Here is a 22,351-nt window from a genome sequence, read left to right as displayed (position 1 = left end):
CAACGTCCCTGACGGCCGTCGAGGTATGCCGCCACGATGGGAGCATGACGCGCTCCATCGGGACCATCGGACACTGGATCGACGGCGCGGCCGTCGCGGGCAGCAGCGGTCAGCACGGCGAGGTCACCAACCCCGCCACGGGCGAGGTCGACGCACACGTGGCGCTCGCCTCCGCGCAGGAGGTCGGCGACGCGGTCGCCGCGGCCAAGGCGGCGTACCCCGGCTGGCGCGACACCTCGCTGAGCCAGCGCACGCAGGTCGTCTTCCGCTTCCGCGAGCTGCTCACCGCGCGCGCCGACGAGCTGGCCGCGCTGATCACGCGCGAGCACGGCAAGGTCCTCTCCGACGCGGCGGGCGAGGTGGCCCGCGGTCGCGAGGTCGTGGAGTTCGCCTGCGGCATCCCGCACCTGCTCAAGGGCGGCTTCACCGAGAGCGCCTCGACCGGCGTCGACGTGCACTCGGTGCGGCAGCCGCTGGGTCCCGTGGCCATCATCAGCCCCTTCAACTTCCCGGCGATGGTGCCGATGTGGTTCTTCCCGGTCGCCATCGCCGCCGGCAACACGGTGGTGCTCAAGCCGAGCGAGAAGGTCCCGAGCGCGGCGCTGTGGATGGCCGAGCTCTGGCGCGAGGCGGGCCTCCCCGACGGCGTCTTCAACGTCGTCAACGGCGACAAGGTCGCGGTCGACGCGCTGCTCGAGCACGACGACGTCAAGAGCATCAGCTTCGTCGGCTCCACCCCGATCGCGCAGTACATCTACGAGCAGGGCACCAAGCACGGCAAGCGCGTGCAGGCCCTGGGCGGCGCGAAGAACCACATGGTCGTGCTGCCCGACGCCGACCTCGACCTCGCCGCCGACCAGGCGGTCAACGCCGGCTACGGCTCGGCGGGCGAGCGCTGCATGGCGATCTCTGCCCTGGTCGCCGTCGGCGCGATCGCCGACACCCTGGTCGACAAGATCCGCGAGCGCACCGAGGGGCTGCGCACCGGCGACGGCACCCGGGGCGCCGACATGGGCCCGCTGGTCACCAGGGCGGCGCAGGAGCGCGTGACGTCGTACGTCGAGGCCGGCGAGGCGGCCGGTGCGAAGGTCGTCGTCGACGGCCGCGGCGTGCAGGCCGACGCCGACGGCGAGGGCTTCTTCGTCGGTCCCACGCTGCTCGACCACGTCACGCCCGAGATGAGGGTCTACACCGACGAGATCTTCGGCCCCGTGCTCAGCGTCCTGCGGGTCGGGACCTACGACGAGGCGCTGGCGCTGGTCAACGCCAACAAGTACGGCAACGGCACCGCGATCTTCACCAACGACGGCGGCGCCGCCCGGCGCTTCCAGAACGAGGTGGAGGTCGGGATGATCGGCATCAACGTGCCGATCCCGGTGCCGATGGCCTACTACTCCTTCGGCGGCTGGAAGAGCAGCCTCTTCGGCGACTCCCACGCCCACGGCACCGAGGGCGTCCACTTCTTCACCCGGGGCAAGGTCGTGACGACCCGCTGGCTGGACCCCAGCCACGGCGGCGTCGACCTCGGCTTCCCCACCAACGGCTGAGGAGCCCGACATGACCCGCGCCTACGAGCTCGACCGCGCCCACGTCTTCCACTCCTGGTCCGCTCAGGCCGAGATCACCCCGATGGAGGTGGTCAGCGCCGACGGCTCGACGATCTGGGACGCCGACGGCCGCTCCTACCTCGACTTCTCCTCCCAGCTGGTCTTCACCAACCTCGGGCACCAGCACCCCCGCATCGTCGAGGCGATCCAGCGGCAGGCCGCGACGCTGTGCACGGTCGCGCCCGCCCACGTCAACGACGCCCGCTCGGAGGCGGCCCGGCTGATCGCCGAGCGGATGCCGGAGGGTCTCGACAAGGTCTTCTTCACCAACGGCGGCGCCGACGCCAACGAGCACGCCGTGCGGATGGCGCGCCTGACCACCGGCCGCCACAAGGTGCTCACGACCTACCGCAGCTACCACGGCGGCACGCAGACCGCGATCAACCTGACGGGTGACCCGCGGCGCTACGCCAACGACCTGGGCACCGAGGGCGTGGCCCGCTTCTTCGGGCCCTTCCTCTACCGCTCGGAGTTTCACGCGACGACCGAGGCCGAGGAGTGCGAGCGCGCGCTGGCGCACCTGCGCCGCACCATCGAGATGGAGGGTCCGAGCACCATCGCCGCGATCCTGCTCGAGACCGTGCCCGGCACGGCCGGGGTGATGCCGCCGCCGCCCGGCTACCTGGCCGGCGTCCGGGAGCTGTGCGACGCCCACGGCATCAAGCTGATCCTCGACGAGGTCATGGCCGGCTTCGGCCGCACCGGCGCGTGGCTGGCGCTCGACCACTACGACGTGCGTCCCGACCTGGTCACCTTCGCCAAGGGCGTCAACTCCGGCTACGTGCCGATGGGCGGGGTCGCGATCAGCCACGAGATCGCGGCGCACTTCGACCACCGCGCCTACCCGGGGGGCCTCACCTACTCCGGTCACCCGCTGGCCGCGGCCGCGGCGGTCGCGACGATCACCGCCATGGCGGAGGACGGCGTCGTCGAGCACGCGGCCCGGCTCGGCAGCGACGTCTTCGGGCCGGCGCTGGCCGAGGTCGCCGAGCGGCACCCTGTCGTCGGCGAGGTACGCGGGCTCGGCGTCTTCTGGGCCGTCGAGCTGGTCGCCGACCGGCAGTCCCGCGAGCCGCTCCCGGTGGAGGCGACCGGCAAGGTCGCCGCGGCGTGCCGCGCGCTGGGGCTGCTGCCCTTCGCGACCGCCAACCGGATCCACCTGGTCCCGCCCTGCACCACGTCCGACGCCGAGGTCCGCGAGGGCCTCGACATCCTCGACCGCGCGCTCAAGACCGGCGACGAGCTGCTCGGGTGAGCCAGGCCCCGCCCGCGGGAGCGCCGCGGCGCAACGGCGAGGTCAGCCACTGGATGGCTGCCGACACGACGGCCGACCCGACGCCTGTCGAGGCTCCCGAGCCGCTGCCCGAGGACGCCGACCTGGTCGTCGTGGGCGGGGGCCTCACCGGGCTCTGGACGGCGTACTACGCCCGGCAGCGGCGTCCCGACGCGCGCATCGTGGTGCTGGAGGCCGCGCGCGTCGGCTACGGCGCCTCCGGGCGCAACGGCGGCTGGATGTCGACCCTGCTCCCCGGCAACCGCGCGGTCTACGCGCGGCGTGCCGGCGTGGCGCCGGTCGTGGCCTTCCAGCGCGCGCTGATCGAGACCATCGACGAGTGCCTCGCGGTGCTGGAGCGCGAGGGCATCGAGGCGCACCAGGTGCGCGGTGGCCAGCTCTCCGTGGCGCGCACCGAGGCCGGTCTCGCCCGCCTCCGCGCCGCCCGGGAGGGGCACCTGCGCTTCGGGTACACCCCGGAGGAGGTCGAGCTGCTCGACGGTGAGGGCTTCGGGGCGCGGGTCGCCGTCGACGGTGCGCTCGGTGGGCTGTACTTCCCCGCGACGGTGCGCGTCGACCCCGCCCGGCTCACCCGTGGTCTCGCCCGGGTGCTCCGCGCCCAGGGCGTGACCGTCTGCGAGGGCACCCGGGTCACCGGCGTCGCAGCGGGCGAGGTCACCACGACGCGTGGCGTCGTCCGCACGCGCGACACGGCGATCTGCGTGGAGGCCTACTCGGCGGCGCTGCTCGGGGGCCGCACCGTCATCCCCGTCAACTCCTCGGTGGTGGTCACCGAGCCCCTCCCCGCCGCCACCTGGGACCGGATCGGGTGGGCCGGCCAGGAGTGCCTCAACGACGCGGCCCACACCTTCGTCTACTGCCAGCGCACGGCCGACGGCCGGATCGCGATCGGCGGCCGGGGGGCGCCGTACCGCTACGCCTCGGGGCTCACCGGCGACGGCGAGGTGCCGCTGGCGACGGTGCGGGCGCTCGAGGGGAGGCTGCGGTCGTTCTTCCCCGGGGTCGAGCTGCCGCTCGCGCACGCCTGGCGCGGCTCGATCGGCGTCACGCGCGACTGGTGCGCCGGCGTGCACCACGACCCGGTGACCCGCGTCGCCGTCGTGCGGGGGTACGCCGGCCACGGCGTCACCGCGGCCAACCTCGCCGCGCGCACGGTGCTCGACCGCCTCGACGGGGTGGCCAGCCCCCTCACCGCGCTGCCGTGGAACGAGCACGACTCCGGACGCTGGGAGCCCGAGCCGCTGCGCTGGCTCGGGGTGCACGGCATGTACCGGCTCTTCGGCGCGGCCGACCGCTGGGAGGAGCGGCGTGGCTCGACGCGCACCTCGCTGCTGGCCCGGGTGGGCTCTCGCCTCGCCGGGCTGCACGAGTAGGGCTCGCCCAAGGCAGGAGAACGGCTCAGCCGAAGGGGTAGGGGCCGAAGCGGCCCCATGCCACCACGGCCGCCAGGACGCCGAGCACCAGCGGCGGCACCACCATCGGCGTCTCCCCGCGGCGCAGGTGCACCACGACGGCGCCGAGCATCGTCAGCAGCAGGCCCACGGCCGCCAGGGGAGCCAGCCAGGTGGCGACGTCGACGAGGGGCGGCAGCACCAGCCCGAGGGCGCCGGCGACCTCGGCCGTGCCGATCGCCTTGACGGCGCCGGGGGAGAAGTCGTCGACCCAGCCCATGCCGGCCTCGCGCAGCTGCTCGCGCGAGCGGGCGAGCTTCATGCCGCCGGCACCCAGCATGGCCAGGGCGAGCACGCCCGCGACGATCCACAGCACGACGTTCATGGCACTCCTCCGCTAAAACTTGACGTGTCAAGTAAAGCGCTCGATGGTTTCCCCGTCAAGTAACCTGGCGCGCATGAGTGCAGCCCCGGACCCGCGGTGGCTCGACGACGACGAGCGGGCGACCTGGGTCGCGCTGGCGAAGGTGCTCACGTGGCTGCCGCAGCGACTCGATGCCCAGCTGCAGCGTGACGCCGGTCTGAGCCACGCGGAGTACCAGGTGCTCTCGTGGCTCTCGATGTCGGAGGGGCGCAGCGCCCGGATGAGCCTGGTGGCCGCCCGTGCCACCGTGACCCTCTCGCACCTCTCGCGCGTGGTCGGCCGGATGGAGCGCCAGGGCTGGGTCGAGCGGCGCCCCGACCCCCACGACGGCCGGGCGACGCTCGCCGTGCTCACGCCGGCGGGCTGGGAGAAGGTCGTCGCGACGGCACCCGGCCACGTCGCCGAGGTGCGTCGCCTGGTCATCGACCGGCTCACGCCCGCCCAGGTCACCCAGCTCGGCGGCGCGCTCGACGAGCTGGTGCGGGGGCTGGCGCCGGGCGAGTGCTGACGCGCCGGCGTCAGTCGGTCGCCCGCTCCAGCTCGGCCAGCAGGGGGTCGCGCAGGCCGACGGTGTCGGTGCTCCAGAAGGCCTCGGGGTAGATCAGCCGCCCGGTCATCCAGGGCTCGTGCGCCGGGAGCAGCGTGACCTGGAAGGCGCGTCCGGGCACGCGGGCCGAGGGACGCTCGAAGCCGTGCGCGGAGCCCGGGTCGTAGCCACGGTCGCCGTAGTAGCGCCAGTCGCCCTCGAGGAAGACCGCGGGCGCGCCCTGCCGCACGGCCTCCTCGCGGGCGGCGGCGAGCAGCGCCGTCCCGAGACCGGCACGCTGGCGGGCGGGGGTGACCGAGAGCGGGCTCAGCACGAGCACCTCCACGAGGCGCTCCCGGGCGTCGACCCAGCCGCGGCTGAGGGCGACGTGCCCGAGCACGCCGGCCGTGTCGTCGTCCTCGTCGTCGACGGCGACCAGGCTCGCGCGCAGCGCGCCACTGCGGTGCAGCGCGCCCAGCAGGGAGACGACCTGGGGTCCCTCGTCGGCGAAGGCCTCCGTCACGAGGGCGTCGACGGCCCGCTGGTCGCGGTCTCGCTGGGCGCGGATCTGCACGTCCCGACGGTAGGGGGTGGCGAGGCCCACAGAAAAACGGTTTGAGACATCGCTGTCTCAGATGAGACACTGATGTCTCAGTCATGTCGAGCAGGAGGTGGAGATGAACCGGGAGGAGATCCTGGCGGCCGCGCAGCGGCAGCTCAACCACGACCCCCGCTCGTCGCTCGCCGACATCGCGACCGCCGCGGGCATCGGGCGCGCGACCCTGCACCGGCACTTCGCCTCGCGCGAGACCCTGCTCGAGGAGATCGGCACCCGCTCGCAGGACCGCTGGGAGCAGCGCCTCGACGACGTCGACGTCGAGGTCGTCGCCGCCTCCGGCGACGCCGCGGCAATCGAGGCCGCGCTGCGCGACCTGCTCGCGGCCTTCGTCGAGGACGCCGACGACTTCGGCTTCTCGCTGACCGACTCCTTCATCGCCGGCGAGCCCGAGCACGTCGAGCGCACCGAGCGGCTCTTCGCCCGCGAGGTCGCGCTGTACGCCGCCGCCCAGGAGGCCGGCGTGCTGCGCGGCGACGTCTCGGCCCGCTGGCTCGGGCACGCGGCGTACGGCCTGCTGGTCGCGGCGCGCGAGGCCATCCGCGCGGGCGACGTGCCTCGCCGCGACGTCGCCGAGCTCGTGATCACCACCTACCTGAGAGGAGGCCAGTCCCGATGACGCACACCCCCGTCCGCCCTGTCCCCACCCACGCCCCCGCGCCCGACCCGCGTCGCTGGGCCGGCCTCGCCGTGCTCGCCGCGAGCCTGCTCGTGGTCGTCATGGACATGACGATCCTCAACGTGGCGCTGCCCGACCTCGCCGCCGAGACCGGCGCGAGCGCGCTCCAGCAGCTCTGGATCGTCGACGCCTACCCGCTCGTCCTGGCCGGCCTGCTCGTGCCCGTGACCGCGCTCGCCGACCGCGTCGGCCGCAAGCGGATGCTGCTCACCGGCTTCTCGATCTTCGCCGTCGCCTCGGTCGCGGTGCTGTGGGTCGACACCGCCGAGACGGTCATCGCCCTCCGGGTCGCGCTCGGTCTCGGCGGCGCGATGATCATGCCCTCCACGCTGTCGCTGATCCGCACCCTCTTCACCGACCCGCGCGAGCGCGCCTACGCCCTCGGCATCTGGGCGGCGATGGCGTCGGTGGGCGCGGCCGTCGGACCCGTGGTCGGCGGAGCGCTGCTGCAGTTCTTCAGCTGGCACGCGGCCTTCCTGGTCAACGTGCCCCTGATGGTCGTCGCCATCGGCTTCGGCCTGCGGCTGCTGCCGGAGAGCCGCTCGGAGCGGCCCGGCCGCATCGACGCCACCGGCGTGGTGCTCTCCGTCGCCGGCATGGTCGCGCTGACCTTCGGCCTCAAGGGGCTGGGCAAGAGCGGCCTCGACCTGAGCGCGGTGGCGCCCCTGCTGCTCGGGGCGCTGCTGCTGGCGTGGTTCGTGCGCCGCAGCCTGCGCCAGCTCGACCCGATGCTCGCCGTCTCGCTCTTCGCCCTCCCGGTCTTCCGTGCTGGGGTGATCGCGGCGCTGGCCAGCAGCATCACGCTCATGGCGCTGCTCTTCGTGGGCTCGCAGTGGCTGCAGCTCGTGCACGGCTGGGGCCCGCTGATGGCAGGTGTCGCCCTGCTGCCGCTGGCCCTCGGGGGACTCATCGGCTCGCCGGTCGCGCCCGCGATCGCCGAGCGCCTGGGCGCGCGGCGCACCGTCGTCGGCGGGCTGCTGCTGCTCGCGGCCGGTCCGCTGCTCCTCTTCGCCATGCCGCGCCCGATGACCTACGTGTGGGTCGCCGCCGCCTTCCTGCTGGTCGGCTTCGGCACGGCCGCGCTCGGGCTCGCGTCCGCGCTCATCGTGGGCAGCGCCCCGCGTCACCAGGTCGGCTCGGCGTCGGCCGTCGAGGAGATCTGCTACGAGCTCGGTGCCGTGCTCAGCATCAGCGTGCTCGGCGGGCTCACCGCCGCCGTCTACCGCAGCCACCTGCCCGCCGACGCCGGAGCCGGGGCGAGGGAGTCGCTCGCGCTGGCGCTCGACACGCCCTTCGCGGCGGCCGCGCAGGCGGCGTACACCGACGCCTTCGCCGTGGTGGGCCTCGCCGGTGGCGTACTGATGCTCCTGGCCGCCTGGCTGGTACGCCGCCAGCTCCCCGCCGACCTGCAGCTCGCCGACCTCGAGCACTGAGGCCCAGCGGGGGCCCAGCGGCGGTCCAGGGGGGCGCTCGTCAGGTCTCGCGCGAGATCGCCCGCGCGGCCACGGCGCGGGCGACGGCGCCGAGGGCGCGCGGCCGCGCGCTGTGGGGCTGGTGCGCCGGGTCGAGGGCCGCCAGCAGCAGCCAGAGCGGACCCCGGAGGTCGGCCACGTCGTCGTGCGTGATCGGCGCGCCGTCACCGTGCGCCCAGCCGAGGGCGTCGAGGGCGTGCACGACCAGGCCGGTGTCGTCGCCCGTGCTGCCCGAGGCCAGGCACAGCGTCAGCAGCAGGCGCGCCTGCTCCTCGAAGTCACCGGCCGCGCCGAGCAGCCGGCGACCCAGGTGGTGCAGCAGGAAGTCGCCGTCGCGCCGGGCGCGGGTGCCGGCCGCCGTCACCTCGAGGTGGCCGGACACCACGCGCAGCAGGCCGGCGTCCTGCAGCGCCGTGCGGAAGGGGAGCACCGGTCGCGCATCGACCTCGCGGCGTACCGGAGCGGGCCAGCCGCGCATCGTCGGCAGCCGGGCGGCGAGCGCCGCGGCGTCGGCGGGCCTGAGGTAGCCCGCTGCGGTCAGCGGCAGGCCGCGCTCGGCGGCCCGGTCGAGCAGCCAGCGCACGGGCGCGAAGGCGGGGGCCAGCTCCTCGAGCTCGGGCTCGCTGGTGAGCGCGGCCGAGCGCACCAGCACGGTGATCTCCTCGCCGAGCGGGCTGGGCAGCAGCTGCGTCACCAGGCCCGCGAGACGGGGGTCGAGGTGGCCGAGGTCGCGCCCCTCGGCCGCCGCCACGACGGCGCCGTCGACCGTCGCGGCGTCGAAGGGCACCCAGCCCAGGTGCGGCGACGGCGCGGAGCGGGAGTCCTCGGGAGGCGCGGCGCCCGTGCCTCCGAGGCAGCGAGCCGGCGTGGGGACCTCGTCGTGCTCGAGCGGCTCGGAGCTGCGCACGGTGAGCCGCACCGACCAGGCCTCGCCGTAGTCGTAGAGGTAGTGCAGCACGTCGCCGCGGTCCTGCAGCGTCTCGCCGAGGAGCACGGCGTCGACCGGGGTGCCGTCCTCCTCGCCCTCCTCGACGTCGAAGGGGCACAGGAACCACTCGGCGCGGATGTCGAAGGCGTCGCCCGCCAGCGAGAAGCGGTAGAGGTGGCGGTCCTCCCAGCCGAAGGCCGCCTGCAGCACCGCGTGCAGCGCCTCCAGCGAGAGGTCGGAGCTCAGCTGCAGGTCGCGCCAGACGGTCCCGGCGTGGTCCTCGAGCTCCGCGCGGACCACCAGCACGAGGTCGCCCTCGTGGCGCCGCCGCCGGCGCGGGTCGGTGAGGTCGTCGGGGTCGCGGTCGTCGAGCAGCGGCTCCAGCCCGCGCCGGTCGTCGAAGGCGGGGTCGCTGACCAGCGCGTCGAAGAGGGCGTGCAGGTCGGCGTCCGGCTGCTGGTCGTCACGGTCGGCCACGACACCACCGTAGGCCCGACCCCCGACGTCCTCGTCCGTCCCGGGTGGTCGAGGAGGTTGCGCAGCAACCGTCTCGAGACCTCGTACGCCGCTCGCCGGGTCTCGAGACAGGCGCTGCGCGCCTTCCTCGACCCCCCGAGGATCCGGCGCGCCCTCGCGGCAGCGCGGACCCGTGCGCAGCGGGGTGGTCCGTGGGAGCCTCGGCGGCATGGGTCTGCTCACGCACACCGAGCTACGCGCCCGCTTCGCCGCGCGGCTCTCGGCGCTCTACGGCACCGAGGTGCCGGCGTACACGACGCTGGTGGAGGTCTCGCAGGAGGTCAACGAGCGCGTGCTGGCCCGGGAGGGCAGCGACGCGGAGCGGCTCGGCAGCATCGAGCGGGTGACGGCCGAGCGCCACGGGGCGATCCGGGTCGGCTCGCCGGCCGAGCTCGCGCAGGTCGGGCGCGTCTTCGGCGCCCTGGGGATGTCGCCGTGCGGCTTCTACGACCTGCGCGACGTGCAGCCCGCACCCGTGCCGGTGGTCTCCACGGCCTTCCGTCCGCTGGAGCGCGACGAGCTGGCCGCCAACCCCTTCCGGGTCTTCACCTCGGTGCTGGTGCCCGAGGACCGGCGCTTCTTCGACGCCGACCTGGAGCAGCGGCTGCGGGCCTTCGTCGACGCCCGCCGGCTCTTCCCCGACGAGCTGCTCTCGCTCGCCGACCGCGCGGTCGCCGAGGGCGGGCTGGAGGAGCGCGACGCCGAGACCTTCCTCGCGCTCGCGACGGGCGCCTTCGCGCTCTCGCCGGAGCCCGTCGACCGCGGCTGGTACGACGAGCTCGCCCGCGTCTCCGGCGTCGCGGCCGACATCGGCGGCGTCACCTCGACCCACGTCAACCACCTGACCCCGCGGGTGCTCGACATCGACGACCTCTACGCCTCCATGGAGGCCCGGGGCGTCGCGATGATCGACCGGATCCAGGGGCCGCCCCGCTGGGAGGGACCTGACGTGCTGCTGCGCCAGACCTCATTCCGCGCGCTCGACGAGCCCCGCCGCTTCCGGCTCGCCGACGGGGCTGTGGTCGAGGGCGACCTGCGGGTGCGCTTCGGGGAGGTGGAGGCGCGGGGCATCGCGCTGACCCCCCAGGGCCGCGAGCTCTACGACCGGATGCTCGCGGAGGTCGACGCCCGCGCGGCCGAGGGCGGCGACCGCGACGAGGTGGCCCGCGCCGTCTGGGCCGAGCACCTGCCCGCGACCGAGGAGGAGCTCTGCCTGCAGGGGCTGGGCTTCTTCACCTTCCGCCTGGTCGGCGACGCGACCGCCGGCACCGACCTCGCCGAGCTCGTGCGCAGCGGCGCGGTGGTGCCCGAGCCGATCGTCTACGAGGACTTCCTGCCGCGCTCCGCGGCCGGCATCTTCGCCTCCAACCTCACCTCGGGCGGCACCCACGACGCCACCGAGGGAGGCGCCCCGCGCGACCTCGACTGGATGTCCGACGTGCTCGGCACCCGCGTGGCCGTGCCCGAGGAGGTGTACGCCGCCGAGTCGGCGGCCTCCTGGGTGGAGGTGCAGCGGCGGCTGGCCTCGTGACCGCGGAGCTGCCGGAGGGCGCCGACGTCGTCGTGGTGGGCGGCGGCGTGATGGGGCTGTCGGCGGCCTACCAGCTCGCTGCCTCCGGCGTGCGCCGGGTGCTGGTGCTGGAGCGCGACGAGCTCGGCAGCGGGTCGACGAGCCGCGCCGCGGGCGGGGTGCGGGCGAACTTCTCCGACGCCGTCAACGTCGAGCTCGGCTGGCGCAGCCTGGCGACCTTCGAGCGCTTCGAGGAGCTCTTCGGCCACGAGATCGACCTGCACCGCGTCGGCTACCTCTTCCTGCTCGACTCGGCTGCCGACGTGGCCCGCTTCGAGCGCGACGTCGCGCTGCAGAACGAGCTCGGGGTGCCCAGCCGGATGATCGATGTCGCGGAGGCACAGCGGCTCTCCCCGCTCGTCGCGACCGAGGGCCTGCTCGCCGCCACGTGGTCGCCCGACGCGGGGCACTGCACGCCCGAGGCCGTGGTGCAGGGGTACGCCGCCGCGGCGCGGCGTGCCGGCGCGACCGTGCTCACCCACACGGAGGTGCTCGGCGTGGAGCACGACGCCGGCACCGTCCGCGGCGTCCGCACGTCGCAGGGCACGGTGCGCACCGACACCGTGGTCTGCGCGGCCGGCGTGTGGTCGGCCGCCGTGGGGGAGATGGTCGGCGTCGACCTGCCGGTGGTGGCCCAGCCGCGCCAGGTCGTGACCACCGAGGCCATCCCCGGGCTGGCTCCCGACACGCCCTTCACCATCGACTTCGGCACCGGCTTCTACTTCCACAACGAGGGCCCCGGCCTGCTGATGGGCACGGGCGACGCCGAGCGCTGGGGCGAGGTGGTGCAGCGCCGGGCGCCCCGGCTCGCCGAGGTGGGGCTGGCCGGAGGCTGGACCGGGCTCTACGAGAGCACCCCCGACCACAACGCGCTCGTCGGCGAGGCCGAGGGCGTCTCGCGCCTCCTCTACGCCACGGGCTTCTCGGGCCACGGCTTCCTGATGGGACCCGCCGTCGGGGAGGTGGTGCGCGACCTGTACCACGGGCACGAGCCCGTCATCGACGTGAGCGGCCTCGACGTACGCCGCTTCGCCGGGCCGGGCGCCCGCCCCGAGCTCACCATCGTCTGACCCCGAGGAGACCCGTGCCAGAGGACCGCCACCAGATCCCGTCGCCCACCGAGCTCGCGCGGCTCGCCCGCGAGACCGCCGAGCGCTGCGGTGCCGTGCTCCCCGCCACGGGGCACGAGGCTCCCTCGCCCGTCAACGGCGCCCCGCTCCCTGCCACGGCGTGGAGCGACGCCGCCGGGGTCGGCGCGGCGGTCGCGCGGGCGCGCGAGGCCTTCGCCGCGTGGCGCGCGGTGCCCGCCCCCGCCCGCGGCGCGACCGTCAAGCGCCTCGGCGAGCTGCTCGTCGAGCACCACGACGACCTCGCCACGCTCGTCAGCCTCGAGGCCGGCAAGATCACCTCCGAGGCGCGCGGGGAGATCCAGGAGATGGTCGACATCTGCGACTTCGCCGTCGGCCTCTCGCGCCAGCTCTACGGCCGCACCATGCCCTCCGAGCGTCCCGGTCACCGGCTCGCCGAGACCTGGCACCCGCTCGGCGTGGTGGCGGTGATCAGCGCCTTCAACTTCCCGGCCGCCGTGTGGTCGTGGAACACCGCGGTGGCGCTCGTGTGCGGCGACCCGGTGATCTGGAAGCCGAGCGAGCAGACGCCGCTGACCTCGCTGGCCTGCGCCGCCGTGCTCGACCGGGCCATCGCGGAGACGGGCGGTCCCGCCCACCTGTCCCAGGTGCTGCTCGGCGGCGCCGAGGTGGGGGAGGCGCTGGCCCGGCACGACGGGGTCGCGCTCGTCAGCGCGACCGGGTCGACCCGGATGGGCCGCGCCGTCGGCCCGCTCGTCGCCGAGCGCTTCGGTCGCTCGCTGCTCGAGCTGGGCGGCAACAACGCCGCCGTCGTCACCGGCAGCGCCGACCTCGACCTCGCCGTGCGCGGCATCGTCTTCTCCGCCGCCGGCACCGCCGGGCAGCGCTGCACCACGATGCGTCGCGTCATCGCGCACACCTCGGTGGTCGACGAGCTGACCTCACGGCTCGCGGCGGCGTACGACCGGCTGCCCGTCGGCAACCCGATGGCCGAGGGCACGCTGGTCGGCCCGCTCGTGGGCGGGACGGCGTACGGCGCCATGACCGCCGCCGTCGAGGAGGCCGTCGCGGCCGGCGGCGAGGTGGTGGTCGGCGGCGAGCGGGTGCTGGCCGACGAGGCTCCCGACGCCTACTACGTCCGCCCTGCCGTGGTGCGGATGCCGGAGCACGCCGCCGTGATGCACCGCGAGACCTTCGCGCCGCTGCTCTACGTCGTCGCCTACGACGACTTCGCCGACGCGATCACGCTCAACAACGCCGTGCCGCAGGGGCTCTCGTCGTCGGTCTTCACCTCCGACCAGGCCGAGGCCGAGCTCTTCTGCTCCGACGAGGGCTCCGACTGCGGCATCGTCAACGTCAACATCGGCACCTCGGGCGCCGAGATCGGCGGCGCCTTCGGTGGCGAGAAGGAGACCGGCGGCGGCCGGGAGTCGGGGTCCGACGCCTGGCGCGCCTACATGCGGCGGGCCACCAACACCGTCAACTACTCCGGGGAGCTCCCGCTCGCGCAGGGCGTCGACTTCTCGGTGTGAATGGACCCCTGGTGTGGGTCGAGTGGCGGAGGATAGGGGATTCGAACCCCTGAGGGCGTTAACCCAACCCGCTTTCCAAGCGAGCGCCATAGGCCACTAGGCGAATCCTCCGCGGAGGAGGCTACCCGCTCGCTCCGGGCGGCGCCCAATCGCGGTCCCCGCATGATCGCGGGAGGGGCCCCGCGGGTTCGCGGCGCGCGGCGCCGTCTCCTAGGATCGGGGTCAACCCCCCGTGCGGCGGTACCTCACTGAACTCCCCCAGGGCCGGAAGGCAGCAAGGGCAGGTGGGCTCTTCCGGGTGCACGGGGGGCCTTCGCTTCCCGCGGGGCTCTCGACCGGTGCAGGGGCCGGTGGGGCTGTGCCGACGGTGCACGGGGGGCCTTTCGCGTCCCCGCGACGACCCACCCCCTCGCGCGGCGGCCGGAGCGGGGTCCCACGGCGTACGCCCTGTGACCGGCGCCGTCTAGGGTGCGTGGTGTGGAGCCCTCCCTCGCCCTCTACCGGCGCTACCGCCCGGAGACCTTCGCCGAGGTGATCGGGCAGGACCACGTGACCGCGCCGCTGCGGGCCGCGCTGGCGGCCAACCGCGTCAACCACGCCTACCTCTTCTCCGGTCCTCGCGGGTGCGGCAAGACCACCAGCGCGCGCATCCTGGCGCGGGCGCTCAACTGCGAGCAGGCGCCGGTCGCCGACCCCTGCGGCGAGTGCCAGAGCTGCCGCGACCTGGCACGTGGCGGGTCCGGCTCGGTCGACGTCATCGAGATCGACGCTGCCAGCCACGGCGGTGTCGACGACGCCCGCGACCTGCGCGAGCGGGCCTTCTTCGCGCCGGTCTCCAGCCGCTACAAGGTCTACATCATCGACGAGGCCCACATGGTCTCCTCGCAGGGCTTCAACGCGCTGCTCAAGCTGGTCGAGGAGCCGCCGGAGCACCTGAAGTTCATCTTCGCCACGACCGAGCCGGAGAAGGTCATCGCGACCATCCGCTCGCGGACCCACCACTACCCCTTCCGGCTGATCCCGCCGCGGGTGCTCTCCGACCACCTCGCGGAGCTGTGCGAGCGCGAGGGCGTGAGCATCGACCCGGCGGCGCTGCCGCTGGTGGTCCGGGCGGGGGCCGGCTCGGCCCGCGACTCGCTCTCGGTGCTCGACCAGCTCCTCGGCGGCGCCGGTCCCGACGGCGTGACCTACGAGGTCGCCACCGGGCTGCTCGGCTACACCCCCGACAACCTGCTCGACGAGGTGGTCGACGCCTTCGCGGCCCACGACGGCGCCGGCGTCTTCGGCGTGGTCGACAAGGTCATCGAGACCGGGCAGGACCCCCGCCGCTTCACCGAGGACGTGCTGCGCCGGCTGCGCGACCTCGTCATCGTCTCCGCCGTGCCGGGCGCCCACGCCTCCGGCCTGGTCGACGCCCCGGAGGAGCAGGCCGAGCGGCTGGTCGCCCAGGCCGCCCGCTTCGGCCGGGCCGGGCTGGTGCGGGCCGCCGACATCGTCGCGGCCGGGCTCACCGAGATGCGCGGCGCCACCACGCCGCGGCTGCTGCTCGAGCTGCTGTGCGCTCGGGTGCTGCTGCCTGCCGCCGAGGCTGGGGAGCTGGGCTTCCAGGCGCGGCTCGAGCGGGTCGAGCGGCGGCTCGAGGTCGCCGGGCCCGAGTCCGAGCAGCCGTCGGCCGGCGCCGTCGCCCGCACCCGTGCGGCCGCCGCCCCGCCCGGTCCGGTGCCGCGCCCCGCCGCCGACGAGGTCGCCGTGGCGACGTCGCCCCCCAGCGCGCCCGATGCGGTGCGCGAGCGGCCGGCTCCCGAGCGCACCGAGCCGACGACCGAGCGAGCGCCGGCGCAGTCCGGTGAGCCGGCCGTCTCCGCGAAGCAGGCCCCGACGCAGCCGTCGCGCCCCGCGCCCCAACAGTCCGCGCCGCAGCAGCCCGTGCCGGAGCGGTCCGCGCCGCAGGAGGTTGTGCCCCCGCAGTCCTCGCCTGAGCCCGCCCCGAGCGGCGAGCCCGGTCGGCTCGGGCTGGCGGAGGTGCGCCGGCTCTGGCCCGACCTGCTCGAGAAGGTCAAGACGATGCGGCGCTTCACCTGGATCCTGTTGAGCCAGAACGCCCAGGTGCTCGCGGTCGACGACAGCACGCTCACCGTCGGCTTCAAGACCTCCGGCGCCCGCGAGTCCTTCGTCGGCGGCGGCAGCGAGGAGGTGCTGCGACAGGCGGCCATCGAGGTGGTGGGTGCCGACTGGCGCATCGAGACCGCGGTCGACCCGTCCTCCGAGGGCTCCCGCGGTCCCGCGGGCCGGGCCCCGGAGCCCCCTGTGCCCGACCCCGGCCCGGCGCCGACGGCGCCGGCGCGGCCCGCTGCGGCCGAGCAGGCGCGCGCCTCGCTGGCGGCCTCGGCCGCGCAGGAGAGCTCCCCGCCGCCCGACCTCGACGCCGACGCCCACCCCGACGACCCCACCAGCGCCGACGACGGGCTCGACAGCGCGGAGCTGCTCGCGCGCGAGCTGGGGGCCACCGTGATCGACGAGACCCCCCGATCCTGAGCTTCCCCCCACCAGACCCTGGAGACGACGTGACCGACAGCAGCAACCCCTTCGGCGGCCTCGACCTGGGCGCCATGCTCGAGCAGGCCCAGCAGATGCAGGAGCAGCTCGTGCAGGCGCAGGGGGAGCTGGCCCGGACCACGGTCGACGGCACGGCCGGTGGTGTCACCGTCACGCTCGACGGCACCGGCGGGCTCAGCGCCGTCACCGTGCGCCCCGGCACCTTCGACGGTGCCGACGCCGAGTCGCTCGCCGACCTCGGCGACCTCGTGGTCGCCGCCTACCGCGACGCCAAGGGCCGGGTCGACGACCTGGCCGCCCAGGCGCTCGGTCCTCTCGCCGGGGGTGCGGGCGGTCTCGACCTCGGTGGCGCGCTGGGTGGCCTGGGCGAGCTCGGCGGTGCGCCCGGCGGCGACCCCGGCGACGAGCCTCGCCGCTCCGGATTCTGACGAGGGCCCGATGTACGAAGGCGTCCTGCAGGACCTCATCGACGAGCTGGCCCGGCTGCCCGGCGTCGGCCCGAAGGGCGCGCAGCGGATCGCGTTCCACCTGCTGGCGGCCGACCCCGCCGACGTCCGCCGGCTGGCCGAGACCATGCAGGAGATGAAGGCGAAGGCGACCTTCTGCCAGACCTGTGGCAACGTCTCGCAGGCCGAGCGGTGCCGCATCTGCGCCGACCCGCGCCGCGACCCCACGTCGATCTGCGTGGTCGAGGAGCCCAAGGACGTCGTCGCGATCGAGCGCACGCGGGAGTTCCGCGGGCGCTACCACGTGCTCGGCGGGGCCATCTCCCCGCTCGCCGGCATCGGCCCCGACCAGCTCCGCATCCGCGAGCTGATGGGGCGGCTCGCCGACGGCGAGGTCACCGAGGTGATCCTCGCCATGGACCCCAACATCGAGGGTGACGCCACGGCGGCGTACCTCTCACGACTGCTCCGGTCGATGGAGCTGTCGGTGACCCGCCTCGCCAGCGGGTTGCCGGTGGGCGGCGACCTGGAGTACGCCGACGAGGTGACGCTCGGGAGGGCGTTCGCAGGAAGGAGATCGACCGGTGACTGAGACCCAGCTCGACCAGGAGATCCAGGAGCTCGCCCAGCAGGTCGCCGACGCCACGGAGGCCTTCCTTGTGGGGCTCCAGGCGATCTCCCGAGGGGCTGCCGAGTCGGCCTCGGTGCCGCTGCTGCTGCTCGAGGTCAGCCAGCTGCAGCTCGCCGGCGCGAGGCTGGGGGTGCAGGTCGACTTCACCCCCGAGCACCAGTACCAGCCCGACGTCGGGCCCGACCCCGACCTCGACGCCATGCGGCTGCGGCTGGCCCACGTGCTCGGTGGGATCGACACCTACGCGCTCAACTTCGAGCCCTACGACCCCGAGACGGTGCCGAGCCAGATCTCCGACGACCTCACCGCGATCGCGTCCGACGTCGCCAACGGGCTGCGCCACTTCCGGCGCGGCGACGTGCTCGAGGCGCTGTGGTGGTGGCAGTACTCCTACCTCGCCTCGTGGGGCACGCAGGCGTGCGGTGTGCTCAGCGCGCTGCACTCGGTGGTCGCGCACGACCGGCTCGACCTCGACATCGCGGGCGAGACCGAGCAGATCGCCGCGGCGGCCCAGCTGGACGCCCCCGACGTGGACGCCGGTCGGCTCCAGGACTGACCCGCCGTAGAATCGCAGGCGGTCCGGAAGCCGGACCGCCTGTCCGCCCACCGAGCAGCGAGGTCCTCCCGTGGTCGCAACCGCCACGTCCACCGCCGAGCGCCGGGGCATCGTCGTGCAGAAGTACGGCGGCTCCTCCCTGGCCGATGCGGCCGCCGTCAAGCGCGTCGCCCGCCGCATCGTCGAGGCCAAGAAGCAGGGCAACGACGTGGTGGTCGCCGTCTCCGCCATGGGGGACACCACCGACGACCTGCTCGACAAGGCGCAGGCGGTCAGCCCGGTGCCGCCGGCCCGCGAGCTCGACATGCTGCTCACCGCCGGCGAGCGGATCTCGATGGCGCTGGTCGCGATGGCGATCTCCGACCTCGGCTTCACCGCCCGCTCCTTCACCGGCTCCCAGGCCGGCGTGATCACCGACTCGGTGCACGGCAAGGCCAAGATCATCGACGTGACGCCGGGCCGCATCAGCACCGCGCTCGACGAGGGCCACATCGTGATCGTGGCCGGCTTCCAGGGCGTCAGCCAGGACACCAAGGAGATCACCACCCTCGGTCGTGGCGGCACCGACACCACCGCGGTGGCCCTGGCCGCCGCGCTGCGCGCCGACGTCTGCGAGATCTACACCGACGTCGACGGCGTCTTCACCGCCGACCCGCGCATCGTGCCGACGGCCAAGAAGCTCGACCGCGTCACCTACGAGGAGATGCTCGAGCTCGCCGCCTGCGGCGCGAAGATCCTGCACCTGCGGTGCGTCGAGTACGCCCGCCGCTACGACATCCCGATCCACGTCCGCTCGTCCTTCAGCCAGCTCCGCGGCACCGTCGTCGCCGGCAGCATCGAGGACGACGCCCACCAGGAGGCCACCATGGAGCAGGCGATCATCGCCGGCGTCGCGCACGACCGCAGCGAGGCCAAGATCACCGTCGTCGGGGTCCCCGACAAGGTCGGCGAGGCCGCGCGCATCTTCGACGCGCTCTCCAAGGCGCAGATCAACCTCGACATGATCGTGCAGAACGTGTCGGCCGCGGCGACCAACCTGACCGACATCTCCTTCACGCTGCCGCGCACCGACGGCCAGACCGCGATGCAGGCGCTGCACAGCCTCAAGGGCGCGATCGGCTACGACTCGCTGATCTACGACGACAAGATCGGCAAGGTCTCGCTGATCGGCGCGGGCATGCGCTCCCACCCCGGCGTGACGGCGAAGTTCTTCAACTCCCTGGCCGAGGCGGGCGTCAACATCGGCATGATCTCCACCTCCGAGATCCGGATCTCGGTCGTGGTCGACGAGGGCGATGTCGACGCGGCCGTCGCCGCCACCCACACGGCGTTCGAGCTCGACGCCGACGAGGTCGAGGCCGTCGTCTACGGCGGCACCGGAAGGTAGGAGGACCCCATGGCTCGCATCGGCATCGTCGGCGCCACCGGACAGGTGGGCGTCGCCATGCGTCAGATCCTCCTCGAGCGCGACTTCCCGGCCGAGGAGATCCGCTTCTTCGCCTCCGCCCGGTCCGCCGGCACGGTGCTCCCGTACGGCGACCGCGAGGTCACCGTCGAGGACGCCGCCACGGCCGACCCGACCGGCCTCGACATCGCGCTCTTCTCCGCGGGCGCCTCGACCTCGCGCGCCCAGGCCGCGCGCTTCGCCGACGCCGGCGTCGTCGTGGTCGACAACTCCTCGGCCTTCCGGCGCGACGCCGACGTGCCGCTCGTCGTCAGCGAGGTCAACCCCGAGGCGCTGGCCAGCATCCCGCGCGGCATCGTCGCCAACCCCAACTGCACCACCATGGCCGCGATGCCGGTGCTCAAGCCGCTGCACGACGAGGCGGGGCTCACGCGGCTCATCGCCTCGACCTACCAGGCCGTCTCCGGCTCGGGGGTCAAGGGCGTCGAGGAGCTCGTCTCGCAGGTCGAGGCGGCCGGCGACAAGGCGCGCGAGCTGGCCTACGACGGCGACGCGATCGCCTTCCCCCCGCCCGCGGCGTACGCCCGCACGATCGCCTACAACGTGCTGCCCTTCGCCGGGTCGCTGGTGCGCGACGGTCTCGCCGAGACCGACGAGGAGCAGAAGCTGCGCCACGAGTCGCGCAAGATCCTCGGCATCCCCGACCTGCTGGTCTCCGGGATCTGCGTGCGGGTGCCCGTGGTCACGGGCCACTCGCTGGCGATCAACGCGGAGTTCGCCCGGTCGCTGCCCGTCGAGCACGCGCGCGAGCTGCTCTCCGGGGCTCCCGGGGTCGAGCTCGTCGACATCCCCACGCCGCTCGCGGCCGCGGGCAAGGACCCGTCGTACGTCGGGCGCCTCCGGCAGGACGAGGGCGTGCCCGACGAGCGTGGCCTGGCGCTCTTCGTCAGCAACGACAACCTCCGCAAGGGCGCCGCCCTCAACACCGTGCAGATCGCCGAGCTGCTGGCTGCCCGCGAGGGCTGACCCCCGCGGCTCCTAGTCGCGCAGCACGAAGGAGGAGCCGGTGACGCGTGCCGCGACGACGTACGCCGGCGCGGCGAGCACCAGCAGCACGAGCGCGACGACGAGCGTCGGCGCCGAGGCGTAGCCCAGCACCAGCGTGAGGCAGCTGAGCAGCCCGACGCCGAGCACCGCCGTGCTGCGGGGCTCCGTGACGTGGAAGGCCGCGAGCAGCGTCGCCCCGACGAGCACCTGGACCAGCACCACGACGAGGACGCCGAGCAGGCCGATCCCGCCGCAGCTGCTGACGCCGCGCACCGCCGTGCAGCCCTGCAGGATCAGCCAGGTCAGGCCCACGCCGGTGAGCGCGACCACGAGCCCCGTCACGGCCGCCGCCGGCAGTGGCGGCAGCCGCGGCAGCGCGAGCGAGACGGAGGGGATCCTGCGGGCGCGCGCCACGTCGGGGTCGTCGGACGCGGGCGGGTCGGCGACCGCGACGAGGGTCTGCTCGGCCGCGTGCTCCGGGGTGGGCTCGGCACGCGTCTCGACGGCCCGGGCGGGAGGCGGGTCGTAGCGCAGCTCGGGACCACGTCGCTCCGGCTCGGGTTCCGGCTCGGGCTCCGGCTCGGGCTCCGGCTCCGGCTCCGGCTCCACTGCGGGACGCGCACTGGGGGGTGGCGTCGGCGGGACCCGCTTGGCCGCGCCGGTGGCACGCAGGGGACGGGTGTGCTCGGGGGCCTGCTCGGGGGCTCGCTCCGGCGGTGGGTCGGCTGCGGCCCGCTTGCGGCGGCGGCCGAAGAGCGAGGGCAGCTCGAGGTCGGGCCCCTCGCGGTCGTCACCAGCCATGGCAGGCATGGTGCCACGCGGTCAGGTCAGGTGCGGGGGACTCGGCGACGAAAAGTGCGGCTGCGGCAACTACTTAGGCTTGCCTTACCTTATGCCTGTCGCGGCTCCAGCCCACCGCGGTGCCTCGCTCGCGGACCTGACCCCGAGCACGGACCTACTCAAGGAGCACCTCCGATGACCCTGCGCCGCCCCTACCACCTGTCCCTCGTCGCGGTCTGCGCCGCGCTCGCCCTCTCCGGGTGCGGCGGCTCCGACGCCGGCTCCGGCGAGGAGGCGGACGACGGTCCGGCCTTCACGCTCTACTCCGGGCGCGACGAGGAGCTGGTGCGGCCGCTCATCGACCAGTACGCCGAGGAGGCCGGCGTCGAGATCGAGGTCCGCTACGGCGACTCCGCCGAGATGGCGGCGCAGCTGCTCGAGGAGGGCGACGGGACGCCCGCCGACGTCTTCTACTCCCAGGAGGTCGGCGCCGTCGGCGCCCTGGCGAAGGCCGACCTGCTCGGCTCCCTGCCGCAGGAGGTCGTCGACCGCGCCGACGAGCGCTTCCGGCCCGCCGAGGGCACCGACTGGGTCGGGGTGACCGGCCGCTCGCGCGTCATCGTCTACAACCCCGACCTGGTGGAGACGCCCCCGACGGGTGTGCTCGACCTGACCGACCCCGCCTACCGCGGCCAGGTGGCCTGGGTGCCCGGCAACGCCGGCTTCCAGGCCTTCATGACCGGCTTCCGGGTCAGCCAGGGCGAGGACGCCGCCGCGGCCTGGCTCGAGGAGATGCAGGCCAACGACGCCACCGTCTACGAGGGCAACTCGGAGGTGCTGGAGGCGGTCGAGGCGGGCGACCAGCCGATCGGCCTGATCAACCACTACTACTGGGCGCGCACGGCGCCCGAGGTCGGCGGGGTGGAGGAGATGGCCAGCGAGCTGGTCTTCCCGGCCGGGGACGACCCCGGCGGCCTGGTCAACGCCACGGCCGTCGGCGTCACGCCGCAGGGCGCGGACAACGCGGAGGCACAGGCCTTCGTGGAGTACCTGCTCTCCGAGGAGGGTCAGCAGTACTTCGTGGAGGAGACCTACGAGTACCCCGTCGTCGACGGCGTCGCCGACCCCGAGGGGGTGCCGGCGCTCGACGAGCTCGAGGGTCCGCAGCTCGACCTCTCCGACCTCGACTCGCTCCAGGAGACGCAGGCGCTGCTGACCGAGGCGGGGCTGCTGAGCTGAGCGCGCTGCGGCAGTCGCTCGTCCGGGCGCCGGTGCTGAGCCTGGTCA

The 22,351-nt window shown here is 74.3% G+C and carries 19 protein-coding genes, 1 tRNA gene, 1 other RNA gene and 1 pseudogene; 17 read left to right on the top strand and 5 right to left on the bottom strand.

The features are described 5' to 3' along the window. The first annotated feature begins 44 nt into the window (after positions 1 to 44). The 3 genes from IG63_RS0105435 to IG63_RS0105425 are packed head-to-tail and all read left to right on the top strand — an operon-like array spanning position 45 to position 4,274. Positions 45 to 1,547 (top strand): CoA-acylating methylmalonate-semialdehyde dehydrogenase, encoded by a 1,503-nt coding sequence (locus tag IG63_RS0105435; RefSeq protein WP_030483363.1) that lies wholly within the window; start codon positions 45 to 47, stop codon positions 1,545 to 1,547. A gap of 10 nt (positions 1,548 to 1,557) precedes the next feature. Continuing rightward, positions 1,558 to 2,862 (top strand): aspartate aminotransferase family protein, encoded by a 1,305-nt coding sequence (locus IG63_RS0105430; RefSeq protein ID WP_030483362.1) that lies wholly within the window; start codon positions 1,558 to 1,560, stop codon positions 2,860 to 2,862. Beyond that, on the top strand, positions 2,859 to 4,274 hold the full coding sequence (locus tag IG63_RS0105425) for an NAD(P)/FAD-dependent oxidoreductase (RefSeq protein WP_030483361.1): 1,416 nt from the start codon (positions 2,859 to 2,861) through the stop codon (positions 4,272 to 4,274). Before IG63_RS0105430 ends, IG63_RS0105425 begins: the two co-directional genes overlap by 4 nt. A 25-nt stretch (positions 4,275 to 4,299) precedes the next feature. Here the strand turns inward: IG63_RS0105425 and IG63_RS0105420 are convergent, their stop codons facing one another. Beyond that, a complete protein-coding gene (locus tag IG63_RS0105420) occupies positions 4,300 to 4,677 on the bottom strand; it encodes a DoxX family protein (protein ID WP_030483360.1) in 378 nt (125 codons plus the stop codon). A gap of 73 nt (positions 4,678 to 4,750) precedes the next feature. Between IG63_RS0105420 and IG63_RS0105415 the strand changes: the two genes are divergently transcribed. Then, the gene (locus IG63_RS0105415) at positions 4,751 to 5,224 is read left to right on the top strand and encodes a MarR family winged helix-turn-helix transcriptional regulator (RefSeq protein WP_030483359.1); all 474 of its coding nucleotides are present in this window, start codon (positions 4,751 to 4,753) and stop codon (positions 5,222 to 5,224) included. A gap of 10 nt (positions 5,225 to 5,234) precedes the next feature. Here IG63_RS0105415 and IG63_RS0105410 read toward each other — a convergent pair whose 3' ends face one another. After that, positions 5,235 to 5,816 (bottom strand): GNAT family N-acetyltransferase, encoded by a 582-nt coding sequence (locus tag IG63_RS0105410; protein WP_030483358.1) that lies wholly within the window; start codon positions 5,814 to 5,816, stop codon positions 5,235 to 5,237. A gap of 103 nt (positions 5,817 to 5,919) precedes the next feature. Here IG63_RS0105410 and IG63_RS0105405 point away from each other — a divergent pair, with 103 nt between their 5' ends. Further along, complete coding sequence (locus tag IG63_RS0105405) at positions 5,920 to 6,477, top strand: TetR/AcrR family transcriptional regulator (protein ID WP_030483357.1); 558 nt, start codon at positions 5,920 to 5,922, stop codon at positions 6,475 to 6,477. Then, entirely contained in the window at positions 6,474 to 7,970 is a 1,497-nt protein-coding gene (locus IG63_RS0105400) for an MFS transporter (protein ID WP_030483356.1), read from the top strand. Before IG63_RS0105405 ends, IG63_RS0105400 begins: the two co-directional genes overlap by 4 nt. A gap of 40 nt (positions 7,971 to 8,010) precedes the next feature. Here the strand turns inward: IG63_RS0105400 and IG63_RS0105395 are convergent, their stop codons facing one another. Further along, positions 8,011 to 9,414, bottom strand: coding sequence for a plasmid pRiA4b ORF-3 family protein (locus IG63_RS0105395; RefSeq protein ID WP_051706172.1), 1,404 nt, complete (start codon positions 9,412 to 9,414; stop codon positions 8,011 to 8,013). Between the two features lie 208 nt (positions 9,415 to 9,622). On the opposite strand from IG63_RS0105395, the gene hglS reads away from it, so the two are divergent. From hglS to amaB, 3 genes are read left to right on the top strand one after another with little or no spacing between them, the layout of a single operon-like run. Next, entirely contained in the window at positions 9,623 to 10,984 is a 1,362-nt protein-coding gene (gene hglS / locus IG63_RS0105390) for a 2-oxoadipate dioxygenase/decarboxylase (RefSeq protein ID WP_051706273.1), read from the top strand. Beyond that, positions 10,981 to 12,093, top strand: a complete 1,113-nt coding sequence (locus IG63_RS0105385) for an NAD(P)/FAD-dependent oxidoreductase (RefSeq protein ID WP_030483353.1) — start codon at positions 10,981 to 10,983, stop codon at positions 12,091 to 12,093. Before hglS ends, IG63_RS0105385 begins: the two co-directional genes overlap by 4 nt. Positions 12,094 to 12,107: 14 nt before the next feature. Continuing rightward, complete coding sequence (gene amaB / locus IG63_RS0105380; RefSeq protein ID WP_030483352.1) at positions 12,108 to 13,643, top strand: L-piperidine-6-carboxylate dehydrogenase; 1,536 nt, start codon at positions 12,108 to 12,110, stop codon at positions 13,641 to 13,643. 23 nt (positions 13,644 to 13,666) lie between these two features. Here the strand turns inward: amaB and IG63_RS0105375 are convergent. After that, positions 13,667 to 13,754: transfer RNA gene (locus IG63_RS0105375), tRNA-Ser, on the bottom strand. Positions 13,755 to 13,867: 113 nt separating this feature from the next. Here IG63_RS0105375 and ffs point away from each other — a divergent pair. From ffs to IG63_RS0105345, 7 genes and pseudogenes are all read left to right on the top strand, one after another. Continuing rightward, positions 13,868 to 13,958: signal recognition particle sRNA small type (ffs, locus tag IG63_RS22030), an RNA gene on the top strand. A gap of 165 nt (positions 13,959 to 14,123) precedes the next feature. Further along, positions 14,124 to 15,761: pseudogene (locus IG63_RS0105370) on the top strand (DNA polymerase III subunit gamma and tau); the annotation flags it as partial. Positions 15,762 to 16,207: 446 nt separating this feature from the next. Then, a complete protein-coding gene (locus IG63_RS0105365; protein WP_030483350.1) occupies positions 16,208 to 16,627 on the top strand; it encodes a YbaB/EbfC family nucleoid-associated protein in 420 nt (139 codons plus the stop codon). Positions 16,628 to 16,637: 10 nt separating this feature from the next. Further along, entirely contained in the window at positions 16,638 to 17,237 is a 600-nt protein-coding gene (gene recR, locus IG63_RS0105360) for a recombination mediator RecR (protein WP_030483349.1), read from the top strand. Then, positions 17,230 to 17,832, top strand: coding sequence for a DUF5063 domain-containing protein (locus tag IG63_RS0105355; RefSeq protein ID WP_051706171.1), 603 nt, complete (start codon positions 17,230 to 17,232; stop codon positions 17,830 to 17,832). The genes recR and IG63_RS0105355 overlap by 8 nt, the downstream gene beginning before the upstream one ends. A gap of 109 nt (positions 17,833 to 17,941) precedes the next feature. Further along, complete coding sequence (locus tag IG63_RS0105350) at positions 17,942 to 19,219, top strand: aspartate kinase (protein ID WP_211249224.1); 1,278 nt, start codon at positions 17,942 to 17,944, stop codon at positions 19,217 to 19,219. Between the two features lie 9 nt (positions 19,220 to 19,228). Continuing rightward, positions 19,229 to 20,263, top strand: a complete 1,035-nt coding sequence (locus IG63_RS0105345) for an aspartate-semialdehyde dehydrogenase (RefSeq protein ID WP_030483346.1) — start codon at positions 19,229 to 19,231, stop codon at positions 20,261 to 20,263. A gap of 12 nt (positions 20,264 to 20,275) precedes the next feature. On the opposite strand, the gene IG63_RS23210 is transcribed toward IG63_RS0105345, so the two are convergent. After that, entirely contained in the window at positions 20,276 to 21,085 is an 810-nt protein-coding gene (locus IG63_RS23210) for a hypothetical protein (RefSeq protein WP_030483345.1), read from the bottom strand. A gap of 174 nt (positions 21,086 to 21,259) precedes the next feature. Between IG63_RS23210 and IG63_RS0105335 the strand changes: the two genes are divergently transcribed. Next, on the top strand, positions 21,260 to 22,303 hold the full coding sequence (locus IG63_RS0105335) for an extracellular solute-binding protein (protein WP_030483344.1): 1,044 nt from the start codon (positions 21,260 to 21,262) through the stop codon (positions 22,301 to 22,303). Positions 22,304 to 22,351: the final 48 nt, after the last annotated feature.

Origin of the sequence: Nocardioides aequoreus, from assembly GCF_000720335.1 — a bacterium.
GTDB lineage: Bacteria > Actinomycetota > Actinomycetes > Propionibacteriales > Nocardioidaceae > Marmoricola > Marmoricola aequoreus.
Note: the sequence above shows the minus strand (reverse complement) of the source record. Positions and strands in the feature narration are given on the sequence as shown.